Origin of the sequence: Paenibacillus apis, from assembly GCF_018333295.1 — a bacterium.
In the GTDB taxonomy this organism is placed as follows: domain Bacteria; phylum Bacillota; class Bacilli; order Paenibacillales; family Paenibacillaceae; genus Fontibacillus; species Fontibacillus antibioticophila.
Genome location: NZ_BORS01000012.1, coordinates 86485 through 99355, shown reverse-complemented (window position 1 = coordinate 99355; position 12871 = coordinate 86485). Strand labels below are relative to the sequence as shown.

Here is a 12871-nt window from a genome sequence, read left to right as displayed (position 1 = left end):
CTATTATACCATCCGGGTCACAAACGATCATCCTTGGCAAAATTTACAGGGAAGTGCAGCTCTGGCTTATAGACAGCAAAGGAATATCCCTTTTTCTGCAGATAATCAATGATGTCAGGAAGGGCCTTTATGGTCTGCGGCTTCTCATGCATTAATATAACTTCGGTATCCCTGCGAACCTGGCGTTTCACTTCCTGAATGATTTTATCCGGCTTGTCCGTATAGCTCCAGTCTTTGGAATCCACGGTCCAATCCCACATTTTGAAGTTGGCTTCTGCCAGACGGTCACGAATATCCGCGTTCACTCCCGGCTTGCTCCCATAGGGAGCCCGAATCAACCAAGGTGTCGTTCCTGTAAGCTCATTCACCAGTGCCTGCTCCTGTTGATATTCCTTCAAGAACGGCTCCGCCTTTCCACTGTCATAAAGCTTCTTCTTGTTGTGGCTCATACTATGAAGTCCGACGTAATTCCCCAACTCGATCGTCCGTTTCACGGTCTCCTCATGATCCTTCAATTGACTGCCAATCATGAAAAAAGTAGCATGGATTCCCCGCTTCTGCAGCAGATCCACTATCGTATCGGTATATTTACTCGGTCCGTCGTCAAAGGTTAGATAAACCACCTTCTGCTCAGAAACAGCCGATCGGGTGTTTGTATTCTCTGACGAAGCCGGGCTCTTATCTGGGTTTGCAATACTCTTATCCTCGGAGCCGGGTTTAAAGGCTGAATCTTCAGCTAAAATAGCCTCTTCAGCAGAGCTTTCCCGGGGCTCAGATGTTGTGCTTTGGGGTACAGTGACCGGTGAAGCTGCTGCGGGAGGAGTCTGCATTTTTCCCCCTACAGCCGACTTCGATCCATGGATAATTTGATTGGTGGCATAGGCAGACATAACGATCGATATAGACGATAGAATGAGAGCGACAGTGACTAGCGCTTTCATCGTTTTGCCTGATTTGTGCTGTGAACGTGATGTGGTGCGGCTTTCGGAAGTAGGATGGTTTGTCATAGCTATATCAAGATCCTCTCTCTATCTGATGATATAACTAGAATAATATAAAACAGCCCGCTTCGTCCTTACAGAATAGTTACATCTATGGTTACAAAGTTATTACTTCACTGAATAAAACATAAGATATATTATGTTAACTATAAATAATGATTACATGAATTGACTTACTTTCTTGTATTCAAAATTTTGCCTATTAACTTCTGTTTCATGTACAATAATCAGAGTAAATAAGTACATAACCGCTCAGGATGCTGAACAACCTAAGAGTGGTTGAATCCAGATGTAGGGAGATGATCTGATGAATACGCAATTACGTTCCAGCAGAGTAGTTATTATCGGAACCGGAGCTGTCGGGACGACCACGGCATACACCCTGTTTCTCCGGGAACGTGTATCCGAGCTGGTTCTGATCGATGCGAATAAAGACAAGGCCTTGGGCGAAGCTCTGGATATGAATCATGGACTTCCTTTTACAGGGGGCGTGAAGATTTGGGCGGGGGATTACAGTGATTGCAAGGATGCGGATGTTATTGTGATTGCCGCCGGTGCTTCACAAAAGCCGGGCGAGACTCGCATCGATCTGCTGAAGCGGAACGCTGGAATCTTCGACAGCATTATCAAAAATATCGTGCAATACAATGATCACGGGATTATTCTGGTGGCGACCAATCCGGTGGATATTTTGAGCTATGTGTCCCTGCGCAAGAGCGGCTTCCCCTCCAACCGGGTCATCGGTTCGGGGACCCTGCTGGACAGTGCGCGATTCCGTTATTTGATCGGTCAAAATAAAGGGATTAATCCTCGCAGCATTCATGCGCATATCGTAGGTGAGCATGGAGATTCGGAGCTGCCTCTATGGAGCCTCGCTAACGTCGCCGGAATCAGTCTGGAATTCTCCGAACAGGACCGCGAGGAAATCTTCAACAATACAAAAAATGCTGCCTATGAAATCATCAATGCAAAGGGAGCAACTTCTTATGCCATCGCGTTGGCACTTGACCGGATTATTACCTCCATCCTGCAGGACGAAGGCTCTGTCCTGAATGTCTCTACCCTGCTAACCGATTACAACGGCGTATCGGATGTCTATCTAGGCGTTCCATGCATCGTTGATGGTTCCGGGGTTAGACAAGTACTCAACCTCGAACTGGGTGATCAGGAGCTTGCGCAATTCCAGGCCTCAGCCAATAAGCTCAAAGATGAAATCAGTAAGCTGGATTTGTAAAAGATTGGCGACAAACACTGCTTCCTTGGGAAGAAAGACTTGTCGCCTTTCTTCTTGATAATTAATTAATTCAATTAACTTCTTTATTTATCTGATTAATTCTTGTGAATAATGCTGATCTTAGGTTATGTCTTATTCATTTCCTTCCCTTAGTTTACATAACATTTCATATGTTTCTTATCTGATTACTAATTTAGCTCCAGCTCCTTCTTTTTACGAATAGAAGAATGATATAATTACGAGTACAGAATGGCATTGAGGTGACTGAGCTAGATCCGTTGAAATAAGAATCCTGTTCTGAATTTTTCATATGTTGAAATTTTCATTTTTTGCGCTTGAAATTACCTTGCTAAATCAGGAGGCTGCATAGCATTATGAGTATTCAAAAGACGATTGACCGTAAAAAGCTGGATGAGCGGGTTGTACGAATGCCCGGCTATGTTCAGCAATTTATAGATTACAAACTGCCAGACCTTTCCCCCTCGACCCTGCTTGAATATGTGCGGGATTACGAGCAATTCTTCGGCTGGCTAATCGCCGAGGGCTTGACGAGCGCTGCTGTGATCGGAGATATTACACTTTATGATCTCGAAGTGCTTCATATGGAGAGCATCGTAGCTTACCGCTTGCATCTAACCACACGGACAGAAGGAACCAATTCAAAAGTCACGGTATCCCGCAAAATGTCCTCCCTTCGCTCGCTGTTTCATTATTTGAGCCAGATTGCCGAAGACGAGAACTTCTACCCGTTGCTAAAGCGGAACATTATGGCCAAGGTGGAAATCAAACGGATCCATAAGCCGAAGGATACGGCGGCAAAGCTTAAAGGAAAAATACTCGAGGAAGAAGAAATTACGGAATTTATTACCTACATTGCAGAAGGGTATCGCGAGGATATTCAGAATAATAAACAGGCACTTCATGCTTTTGAGCTTAATCGGGAGCGCGATGCCTGCATTGCAAGCCTTATTCTGAATTCCGGGCTCCGGGTATCTGAGATCGTCAATTTAAATGTGAATGATCTGGATTTGGCGAATAAGCTGCTCTACGTGTTCCGCAAGGGACATAATGATGAGACCTTCAAGACGCCGGTCTATTTCCGGGAGCAATCCAAGGACGATTTGACTCATTATCTTGCCCTGCGCCACACACGCTACAAGACCCCGAAGCGGGAGAAAGCCCTGTTTGTAACCATTCCGAACGGAAGCAAGGAAGGCAAGCGCATGACCAAGCGGGCCATTCAGGCGATGATCATCAAATACGCCAAACGCTTCGGTAAGCCCTATCTTACCGTGCATAAGCTGCGCCATTCCTTTGCCACGGACTATTATCTGCAAAATGATATCTACAAGACAAAGGAACAGCTAGGACATGCATCTACCGAGACGACCGAGGTCTATGCCCATCTGACCGATAAGACCATGTCCGAAGCGATTGAACGTCGGAATTGACAATACTGTATGTTCCAGACGCGGCCCAGTGAGCAATTGCAGGAGAACAGCTAAACATAAGAGGCGAGTTAGATGAGGCAACGTGTGAGTGTACTTTCGGTTCACGAATTTCTTTAAATGGACTAAGTTCTATCAAAGGAGCATTCCGCGAGCAAAGGCGAACGCTGACGCTCTATGCTTCCGAAGCGGAGCTGTCCCGAAAGGTCGTCAAATCAATGTCCAGCATTGCCGGACATTTGTACGAAATATCAGCCACCCCCGCTCGGTGGACGGCTCCATGCCGGAGTTTTGTACGAAAAGTCGCACAACATCCCTCCCGCACCGCCTGAATCCCGGATTTTTGAGCGAAATATCGTATAAAATCGCCCGTGAAGCGAGGGGACGAGGGTAATTTGTATGAAAAATCGTTCAAACTCTTCCAGTCGATGGCATCAAGGAGCAGTTAAATACGAAAATTCGTACAAAAGGCATTCGCGTCGCGGCCACTTCCTAACAAACACAAAAAGCCGGATGGGAAATATCAACTTTTCCTTCCGGCTTTTTGTGTTCAGGGACTTTTGGGACAGCCCCTTTACCTTCACACTTATGCCCTGGCTACTTCGCCCTTTCGGTTCAGCTACAATCAATGTAGTTGCGTATAGCTGCGCCATAAGCTGCACTGCAATCATCTTGCCGTCTGCGGCACCATGCAAGCAGGATGCTCATCGCCATGTCCGGTATTACGCTCCAACACCATGATGCTCCGGCCTTGCCTTGTACCGGACGTACCTGTCAGATCGGGCTCCGGCCTTACACCGATATTCGCTTCTCCAACTGGCATTCCAGACTCGCTCTGAACTTCGCTTGTCCAATCACCATTCCAGTCTCTTACTCTGCACTTCACTTGCCTTACTCGCTCAACCTGGTTCCGGTCACGCTCCAGTGAAATTTCTTACCTTAAATTGTTTATTCGGCACTCGAACCTACCTTTAGTGAAAAAACTTACCTTAAATCTCCAGTAACTAGCCAAACCCGCATTTCAGCCAACTTTAAGTGCAAAAATTTCACTATATCCGCCTTACTGCCAGTTTTTCTGAATTTAAAGTAACTTTTTTCACTAAATGGTGTGAATCCGTATTTGGAGTGCGTGATGCCTACTTGCTCAAGCATTTTGCAGAATGCGCTAGTATAATCTCTACTCTATGGGTATAGTTGCAATTCAGCCCTCCCCGATGGAGGTTCAGTGCTGCATAGATACGCACGATCTCTCCATCAGGCAGCTCATATGCCGGATCACGAAGTTGTATGTACATCCCAACGGATTCAATGCTTCGGAAGCCTAAAGGGCCGCGTGTGTAACTTTATTAGTGCACCTGCATCAATAAAGCTGAGCTAAGAGCCTGCGTAATAAGGGCATAAGTGTGAAGTGTGTTGAAGTAAAAGCTTTCTGAAAGAAAGCTACTTCGGGAGCATATGCTCAGAGTGTTCGCCTTTGTGAGCGGATTTCTCATCTACTATTTCAATCATAGAAATCCGCGAACAACAGCGATCGTAAGCACACTTCACACGTTGCCCCCTGCTTACGCAGGTCTTTATACTGCTGTGCATTTGCAGGAAACTGTGGCAAGTGGAGCGTTGGATTATCCCGCGACTCCCGGCAGCAGCAGAACCTTAATCAGCTCCCCGGCTTGAACCCCTTCGGTTGTCGGCGGAATCACGAGCAAGGCATTGCTATCCTTGATCGTAATCATCACACTGGATTCATCAAGCGCAGCCGGGTAAGCCCGCAGCCGGGCTCCTTCCACAGCGATGCGTCCCCGAACAAACCGCGTGTAGGCATTGATCTTGGGATAATCGGCCGCCAGTGTCGCCTCCACCTCTTTCAGGAAGGGGTGCTCTATCCCCATCATACGGCCAATAGCAGGTCTGACGAACAACTCGAAGCCGACAAAGCAGGCTCCGGGATTGCCTGATAAGGCAAACAGGAGCTTCCCCTGCCTGACCGCGGCTGTCGTTACACTGCCCGGACGCATCATCACCTTGTTGAACAGCATTTCCATCTCATCGCCCAGCACAAGATCGGCCATAATATCGAAGTCACCGACCGAGACGCCGCCTGTGGAGATGACGAGATCGTATTCCTCGATCGCTTCCAGCACTCTGCTTCTCGCCGTGGAAAGATCGTCCGCAATCGCGTTCAGAACAATCGGCTCAGCTCCTGCGTCTTTAATCTGACTTTCAAGCATGTAGGTGTTGCTGTTGCGGATCCGGCCATCCTGCAGCGGTTCATCAACTGCAAGCAGCTCTGAGCCGGTCGCCATTACGGCTACGCGCGGCTTGCGGATCACGGCGACCTCAGAGATTCCGAACGTAGCCAGCACCGAAATTTCCCCTGCCGAAATGACCTGACCAGCCTCCAGAATCACATCACCTTCGGCAAGCTCCAATCCCACCGGCGTAATATTCGCTCCGGAAGCGATCTCACGCTTCAGCTTCACATAGTACCCGGACTCTCCGTCGGTGGCCTCTGTCATTTCAAACATGACTACCGCATCCGCTTCATCCGGTACCTTGGCTCCTGTCATGATTCTTGCAGCAGTTCCGGGAACAAGGGCCACCGAGGGCAGACTGCCGCAAGGGATCTCATCTATCACCTCGAGATGAACCGGAGTTTGTGCCGAGCAGCCTGCTGTATCGCTGCTAATAATGGCATATCCATCCATGCCCGAGCGGCGGAAATGCGGATACGGATGCGGAGCCTTGACCGTTTCGGCCAGCACCCGGCCTTTAGCCTCGGAAAGACTGACGAATTCACTGGTTAATTTTCCGCAGAAGGAAATGACTTTCTCTTGGGCTGCAGCCACCGGCAAGGCCCTCCGCGACATTTTATCCTGTTGATTTTCACCCATGTTGTTCATCTCCGTTTCTTCTCTCTGCCTGCAGCAAATATTGCTCCATTAACTGTTCCGTACGCTTACTGATCTGATCAATTTCAAGCTTGGTCAGATTATCATAGTGAATCCCCATAACAAGGGTAACCGTGCAGTGAAGCTGAGCGGCTGCCCGCTGCGCCAGCTTCACGGTAAGCACATGCTCCTTGTGGCCAGGAACAGCAGCGGTCTGCACGTCCACCCTGCCGTCCGTCCAATAAGCGGTTGAGGCCGCCCCGATATGGACTTCCCCGCCGGTGATCGTCACTAGCAGGTCTCGTCCGAGCGAAGCGGCCTCAAGCTTGATATCTGAAAATGGATCCATCCGCACTACCCCCTGTCAACAACCAATCTGCCTCTCATTTTAAAGGATACCGCGGATTTCGTCCAACGACCGGATGCCCTGGTCCTGCATAAAACGTTCCACACCGTCGACCAGGTCAATTCCGGCTCTAATATTAATAAAGTTATAAGTCCCTACTTGAATCACCGCGGCTCCAGCCATAATGAACTCAATGATATCCTCCGCACTGCTGATCCCGCCCATTCCCATGACAGGAATCTCTACCGCCTTGCACACCTGATGGACCATGCGGAGCGCGATCGGTTTGATCGCCGGTCCGGACAGCCCGGCATACAGATTGTTAAAAACGCTGCGGCGCTTGTAAATATCTATCTTCATGGCGGAAAAGGTATTCACCAGGGATATGCCATCCGCTCCCTCTTTTTCGCACATCTCAGCCATGGAGACCAGATCCTCGGCATTCGGAGAGAGCTTAATGATTAGCGGCAGTGTTGTGACCGCACGAATCTCCCGCACCACCTCTCGGGCAACCTCTGTCTTGATGCCGTACGCCATTCCGCCTGCCTTTACATTCGGACAAGAGATGTTCAGCTCGATCATATCTACTGCAGGCCGTCCTGACAGCTGCCGGGCAATTGCATCCTCTTCAATCAACCGGGCTCCTTCAGTGTAATCCTGTAGCGTGTTCCCGCCCAGATTCACGATCCGGGCCAGGTCAAGCGTCTCCCATCGCGGGCATTCCTCCTGGAGAAACGCAGCGACACCCGGATTCTCCAATCCCACACTATTCAGCATGCCGGAAGGCGTCTCGTAGACGCGAAGGCCTGAGTTCCCTTCCTTGGGATGAAGGGTCAGTCCTTTTCCAGAAATACCGCCAAGCCGGTTCAGATCATAGTACGCCCCGTACTCCTTACCGAATCCAAAGATTCCTGAGGCCATAACGACCGGGTTTTTGAAGGTTACCCCTGCCAACGTGTATGATGTGTTGATCATTCAAAAACAACCTCCTCCGCACGGAATACAGGTCCGTCTGCGCAAGCCTTTTTGCGTTTTTCCTTGCACTTGACGCTGCATACGAGGCAGGCTCCGATCCCGCAAGCCATTCGATTTTCAAGGGATACGTACACATCCGCCGCTGTGCCTGAATCCGCCTGCTTCTGCTGCACAGCCTCAAGCATCTTGTGAGGACCGCAAGTATAGATCGTATCGTATCGGTTAAAGTCGATCTGGTTCAAAATAATCCCGCCAACATTCGTAATGACCTCACCTGACGTTAATGCCTTAAATTCGTCCACCAAATACGCCTCGCGGCTGAAGCCGAGATATACGTCGGCATCCGGCACCTGTTTCAGCGCATAATAAAACGGGGCAATCCCGATTCCCCCGCCAACAAAAGCTGTCCGTCCCGCAGGCTTCGAAAATCCATTCCCGAGCGGTCCTTCCAGCGTGATCTCGTCCCCTGCCTGCAGCTTCGAGAAGATCGCCGTTCCTTCTCCTGCAACCAGGTACAGAAATTCAATATAGTGATCCTCCACATTAAATACGCTAAGCGGTCTGGATAGCAGCGGATACATCTCCCACGCCCTTAACATATAGAACTGTCCCATCCGTGCGGCATAGGAGCCTTCTACGGCAAGACGGTATACACCTTCTGCAATCTGCTCATTATAGATGACTGCCGGCAATGCCCTCTCCCCTCTCTATACATGATGATGCTGAAAATACACTTCTCTATAAGATGCAATTTTTCTAACTGTCAAGTCTGTGATATTTGTCACACCGCAATCAAAATGCTTGTCTTTCGCATACATCTGGCGCATTCAGGACATACCAAGGCATAATGTATGCTTCTGTGAAGGAGGGGTGATGATGCGATCCGGATGGATTAGAATACGGAAGTTTAAGCTATTGATTATTTGTGCGGTATGCATAGGGCTTTCTATGGAGCCTTCCGCAACGCTGGCAGAGCATCAAATGAAACAGCAGCAGCACAGTTCGACAATTCAGAGTCAGGAGTCAACCGCTTGCCAGGTGCAAACCGCAATCAGACAAGATCGCCCAAAATCATTAAGCGAGCTGCGCCGCAGCTATTCGGAAACCTTCAAGTTTAAAGGCCCTGAGGTTAAGCAAGTGGCCCTCACCTTTGATGATGTGCCTGATCCCCGGTTTACCCCGCAAATCCTGGAGGCGCTTAGCAAGCAGGGCGTGCGCGCGACCTTTTTCGTCGTCGGTCACCGGGTAAAGAAGCATCCGGACCTGCTGCGAAGAATTCACCTTGAGGGACATGTGATCGGCAACCATTCCTACAGCCATCCTCAGTTCAGCAACAAGTCCGTTATCCAGTTCCAGAAGGAAATTCAGCGTACAGAGGATATCATTGCTGAACTTATTGGCTACCGTCCACGGCTGATCCGTCCGCCCTATGGCGAAATCACCGAGAATCAAGTCCGTTGGGCCAAGCAGCATGGCTACAAGCTCGTGAACTGGAATGTAGACTCTCTGGATTGGAAAGGACTTAATAAAGAAAAGGTAAAACAAAACGTGTTGAATGCTGCCGGACCCGGTTCAATTATCCTGATGCACGGCGGCGGCGGAACCGGATCTAATCTGGCCGGCTCCATTGAAGCGCTGCCTGATATTATTCATGAGCTTCAAGCCAAGGGCTATCAATTTGTCACCCTTCCAGAGTTGCTTGATGTATCCCAATCAAAATAAAAGCTGCTTCGGCCAGTCATGCGACAGCCGGAGCAGCTTTTATCTTCATTATTCAAGAATATAGAGCGTAATGTCCTGGAAGCCAAATTGCTTTACGGACTGCTGGCTGCCTGGAATAAAGATATCGATCCGGTTGCCCTTGATGGCACCGCCCTGATCGGATGCTGTAGCGATAAATGCGGCCTTGGGCAGATTAGCGTGACTGTGACCCGTAACCAATACCTTAGTTCCCATCGGAATGACCTTCGGATCAACCGCTATCGTTCCAAGCTCGAGCGGATTTCCAAAATAGTCTACGGCTCCCCACTTTCCGTTCTCGCTTGCAGCAGCTGAATAAGCGGAAGCCTTCACTTGGATTGTCTTTGTATAGTTGAGCGTTTTCCCCCAAGCCTCAACCACATTCTCCGACGAGAATACCTTTAGTGTCGGCTGAACCGTCAGGAGCTGATCGGGGCCTTCCGTCCCTGAAGTTGAAAAGGCAGTCAATCCTTCTTCTGCGCCTGGAATGGTTAGCTTCACTCCGTTATAGATGTTCTTGGCATCAACTTCAGGATTGGCTTCCATCAGCTTGTCCATGCTGACATTGTATTGCTTGGCCAGCAGGTAGAAGGTATCGCCATCCTTTGCTGTATGTATCGAATCGGCATACGCCGGCATTCCCTGGAGCACTCCGGCTAAACCTGCGGCAAGGATTATTGTTTTGAAGCTGCGGGACCAAATTCTGTTTTTCCTCATGTTGTTCATTTCCTCCCATAGCATTGCATTGCTGCATTGATTTTGGCTGGTATGAATATATCACAATTTTGTAACCTTGAGTCCATGAAAAACCTGCCAATTCGCCCAATCCCTTGGTGTACAACGATTTTTTTTATAGTTTAGGCGCTTGCAAAGGTAACAATTATGTAAAAAGAGGGTCCTCCTAATCATCTGCGATGATTTTGGAACACCCTCTTGGTTAGCTTCTGTTTCATTATAGAACCTTGCTTAAAAACTCCCGGGTACGCGAATGCTTTGGCGCTCCGAATACCTGCTCCGGCGTTCCCTGCTCCAGTAGAACCCCTTGATCCATAAACAGGATCCGGTCTCCTACCTCGCGGGCAAAGCCCATCTCATGGGTCACGATAACCATCGTCATCCCCTTCTGAGCAAGCCTTTTCATCACATCCAGCACTTCACCGACCATTTCCGGATCCAGGGCTGAAGTAGGCTCATCAAACAGCATCACATGCGGCTCCATCGCGAGCGCACGGGCAATCGCAATACGCTGCTTCTGTCCGCCGGATAACTGGGACGGATAGGCATCGCGTTTGTCCTCCAGCCCGACTGTCCGCAGCAGCTCCATCGCCTGCGCTTCGGCCTTGGCTTTCTCCAGCTTCTTGACACGAATTGGCGCAAGCGTAATATTATCGATCACCTTTTTATGCGGGAACAGGTTGAATTGCTGGAATACCATTCCCATTTTTTGGCGCGTCCGATTGATATTATAGCCCTTCTTTGTGATGGATTCACCCTCAAACGTAATCTCGCCGCCGCTCGGCTCCTCCAGCAGATTCAAGCAACGCAGAAGTGTACTCTTGCCTGAGCCGCTGGGGCCGATCACAACAACAACCTCGCCCTTCCTGATCTCCAGATCGATTCCCTTCAAAATATGGAGCTGTCCGAACTTCTTGTGCAAGCCCTTAACGGTGATCACTGGCCTTCAACCTCCTTTCAAACACGCCCAAAATGCGGGAGAGTGTGAATGTGAGAATAAAATAGATAATTGCGACAATCAGATAAGGTGTCATCCCGTCGTAGGTAAGACCGGAGACCCTACCTGACTGGAACATCAGCTCGGTTACACCGATGAAGGAGACAATGGACGACTCCTTAATAATCGTAACAAACTCATTGCCGATCGCTGGCAGCACCGATTTTATGGCTTGCGGGATAATGATAAAGCGCATAGACATCCCCTTCGTCATCCCGAGCGATCTGGCCGCCTCGCCTTGCCCTCGGTCTACGCCCTGAATACCCGCCCGGAAAATTTCCGCCAAGTAGGCCGAGCTGTTCAGCGACAGGGTAATGGCGCCGGATTGCACAGGTGAAAAATTAATGTCGAAGGAGGTAGATAACCCATAGTGGATAATCAATAACTGCACCAGCATCGGGGTGCCCCGCAGGAACTCGACCCAAGCATGTCCTATAAACCGCAGCCACGCCCAAGGAGACATCCTCACCAGCGCTACAACCAGTCCCAGGACAAAGCCGCACAGGACTCCAATCGCCGCCAGCAGGAGCGTATATTGAATCCCGATCAGAAAATAGCTTTTATACTGTATAAATACTGAAAACAACTCCATATAAATATCAGTCCTCCCGTTCTCTTCCCTGCTTCCTACAAAAAAAACGGAAAATAGCGAAGACTGCATCGCTATTTTCCGGAAGGCAGCGCGGTTGATTATTTTTCAGCCAATGCGCTCGCCTCAGCTACGAATTTATCGATCGATCCATCATTGATGAGCCGCTCCAGCGTCTTGTTGACTTGATCCAGCAGCTCTTGATTGCTCTTTTTCACTCCGACCACATAGCCATCGTCCTCTGTCTCCGGCTTGGCGTCTGTAATCGTGATCCCTTCCACATTCTTGACGAATGCTTCAGCCACCGGACCTTCAAGCACCGCTGCATCCACACGACCGGATTGAAGCTGCATGATAATGTCATTAATCTTCGCCAGCGAAGTCATCTTCGCGCCTGGGATGCCTTGGGCAATCTCTTCTTGAATCGAGCTCTTCTGTACGCCGATATTCGCGCCTTCCAGCGATTCCATCGTAGCATACTTGTCCTTGTTCTCAGTTAAGGTAACAATCGCTTGCTCAGCCGTATAGTAAATATTGGACAGACCCACTTGCTCCGCTCTGTCCGGGGTCGGGCTTAAGCCCGAGATAACCAGATCCACACGGCCGCTCTCCAGCTCATTCAAGAGAGAATCGAAGTTCATATCCTTAATTTCAAGCTCCTTGCCCAGATCCTTGGCAATTTCCTTGGCGATTTCTACGTCGAATCCGACAATCTCATCTTGGCCTTGATCATTTGTAATGTGAAATTCGTAAGGCGGAAAATCCGCGCTCAAGCCGAGCACCAGATTATCGCTCTTCTTCGTTCCGCAAGCCGACAATACGACAGCAGCCATCAATACCGCTGTTAATAACATACCCCATTTTTTCATCTGTCTCTCTCCCGTTCAGCAAAATAATAATGACACTGAGTGAATCACT

General features: G+C 49.3%; 13 protein-coding genes. 3 read left to right on the top strand and 10 right to left on the bottom strand.

All coding sequences use genetic code 11. From position 1 onward, the window contains the following. Positions 1-17: 17 nt before the first annotated feature. Complete coding sequence (locus KI362_RS17390; protein ID WP_301628986.1) at positions 18-1007, bottom strand: polysaccharide deacetylase family protein; 990 nt, start codon at positions 1005-1007, stop codon at positions 18-20. A gap of 301 nt (positions 1008-1308) precedes the next feature. Here KI362_RS17390 and KI362_RS17385 point away from each other — a divergent pair, with 301 nt between their 5' ends. Together KI362_RS17385 and xerS are read left to right on the top strand one after the other, a co-directional pair. Beyond that, entirely contained in the window at positions 1309-2235 is a 927-nt protein-coding gene (locus KI362_RS17385; protein WP_044478701.1) for an L-lactate dehydrogenase, read from the top strand. Between the two features lie 374 nt (positions 2236-2609). Then, entirely contained in the window at positions 2610-3686 is a 1077-nt protein-coding gene (gene xerS, locus KI362_RS17380) for a tyrosine recombinase XerS (protein ID WP_301628983.1), read from the top strand. A 664-nt stretch (positions 3687-4350) separates the two neighbouring features. On the opposite strand, the gene KI362_RS17375 is transcribed toward xerS, so the two are convergent. From KI362_RS17375 to KI362_RS17355, 5 genes are all read right to left on the bottom strand, one after another. Beyond that, positions 4351-4569, bottom strand: a complete 219-nt coding sequence (locus KI362_RS17375) for a hypothetical protein (RefSeq protein ID WP_301628981.1) — start codon at positions 4567-4569, stop codon at positions 4351-4353. Positions 4570-5305: 736 nt separating this feature from the next. Beyond that, entirely contained in the window at positions 5306-6574 is a 1269-nt protein-coding gene (locus KI362_RS17370) for a molybdopterin molybdotransferase MoeA (protein ID WP_301628979.1), read from the bottom strand. Continuing rightward, positions 6567-6920: a prenylated flavin chaperone LpdD gene (gene lpdD / locus KI362_RS17365; RefSeq protein ID WP_044478706.1), complete on the bottom strand. Its 354-nt coding sequence runs from the start codon at positions 6918-6920 to the stop codon at positions 6567-6569. The genes KI362_RS17370 and lpdD overlap by 8 nt, the downstream gene beginning before the upstream one ends. A 39-nt stretch (positions 6921-6959) precedes the next feature. Beyond that, entirely contained in the window at positions 6960-7892 is a 933-nt protein-coding gene (locus KI362_RS17360) for a dihydroorotate dehydrogenase (RefSeq protein ID WP_301628978.1), read from the bottom strand. After that, the gene (locus KI362_RS17355; RefSeq protein ID WP_301628975.1) at positions 7889-8584 is read right to left on the bottom strand and encodes a dihydroorotate dehydrogenase electron transfer subunit; all 696 of its coding nucleotides are present in this window, start codon (positions 8582-8584) and stop codon (positions 7889-7891) included. Before KI362_RS17355 ends, KI362_RS17360 begins: the two co-directional genes overlap by 4 nt. Positions 8585-8768: 184 nt before the next feature. Between KI362_RS17355 and KI362_RS17350 the strand changes: the two genes are divergently transcribed. Then, the gene (locus tag KI362_RS17350; protein WP_301628973.1) at positions 8769-9614 is read left to right on the top strand and encodes a polysaccharide deacetylase family protein; all 846 of its coding nucleotides are present in this window, start codon (positions 8769-8771) and stop codon (positions 9612-9614) included. Positions 9615-9662: 48 nt separating this feature from the next. Here the strand turns inward: KI362_RS17350 and KI362_RS17345 are convergent, their stop codons facing one another. From KI362_RS17345 to KI362_RS17330, 4 genes are all read right to left on the bottom strand, one after another. Continuing rightward, entirely contained in the window at positions 9663-10349 is a 687-nt protein-coding gene (locus KI362_RS17345) for a 3D domain-containing protein (RefSeq protein ID WP_301628970.1), read from the bottom strand. A 235-nt stretch (positions 10350-10584) separates the two neighbouring features. Continuing rightward, the gene (locus KI362_RS17340; protein WP_301628968.1) at positions 10585-11307 is read right to left on the bottom strand and encodes an amino acid ABC transporter ATP-binding protein; all 723 of its coding nucleotides are present in this window, start codon (positions 11305-11307) and stop codon (positions 10585-10587) included. Next, positions 11294-11956, bottom strand: coding sequence for an amino acid ABC transporter permease (locus KI362_RS17335; RefSeq protein ID WP_301628967.1), 663 nt, complete (start codon positions 11954-11956; stop codon positions 11294-11296). The genes KI362_RS17340 and KI362_RS17335 overlap by 14 nt, the downstream gene beginning before the upstream one ends. A gap of 98 nt (positions 11957-12054) precedes the next feature. Then, the gene (locus KI362_RS17330) at positions 12055-12822 is read right to left on the bottom strand and encodes a transporter substrate-binding domain-containing protein (RefSeq protein ID WP_301628966.1); all 768 of its coding nucleotides are present in this window, start codon (positions 12820-12822) and stop codon (positions 12055-12057) included. Positions 12823-12871: the final 49 nt, after the last annotated feature.

Excerpts from the sequence above, each read along its gene's own strand:
- KI362_RS17390 (WP_301628986.1), bottom strand. The coding sequence starts at position 1,007 with ATGACAAACCATCCTACTTCCGAAAGCCGCACCACATCACGTTCACAG.
- KI362_RS17385 (WP_044478701.1), top strand. The coding sequence starts at position 1,309 with ATGAATACGCAATTACGTTCCAGCAGAGTAGTTATTATCGGAACCGGA.
- xerS (WP_301628983.1), top strand. The coding sequence starts at position 2,610 with ATGAGTATTCAAAAGACGATTGACCGTAAAAAGCTGGATGAGCGGGTT.
- KI362_RS17370 (WP_301628979.1), bottom strand. The coding sequence starts at position 6,574 with ATGGGTGAAAATCAACAGGATAAAATGTCGCGGAGGGCCTTGCCGGTG.
- lpdD (WP_044478706.1), bottom strand. The coding sequence starts at position 6,920 with ATGGATCCATTTTCAGATATCAAGCTTGAGGCCGCTTCGCTCGGACGA.
- KI362_RS17360 (WP_301628978.1), bottom strand. The coding sequence starts at position 7,892 with ATGATCAACACATCATACACGTTGGCAGGGGTAACCTTCAAAAACCCG.
- KI362_RS17350 (WP_301628973.1), top strand. The coding sequence starts at position 8,769 with ATGCGATCCGGATGGATTAGAATACGGAAGTTTAAGCTATTGATTATT.
- KI362_RS17345 (WP_301628970.1), bottom strand. The coding sequence starts at position 10,349 with ATGAGGAAAAACAGAATTTGGTCCCGCAGCTTCAAAACAATAATCCTT.
- KI362_RS17335 (WP_301628967.1), bottom strand. The coding sequence starts at position 11,956 with ATGGAGTTGTTTTCAGTATTTATACAGTATAAAAGCTATTTTCTGATC.
- KI362_RS17330 (WP_301628966.1), bottom strand. The coding sequence starts at position 12,822 with ATGAAAAAATGGGGTATGTTATTAACAGCGGTATTGATGGCTGCTGTC.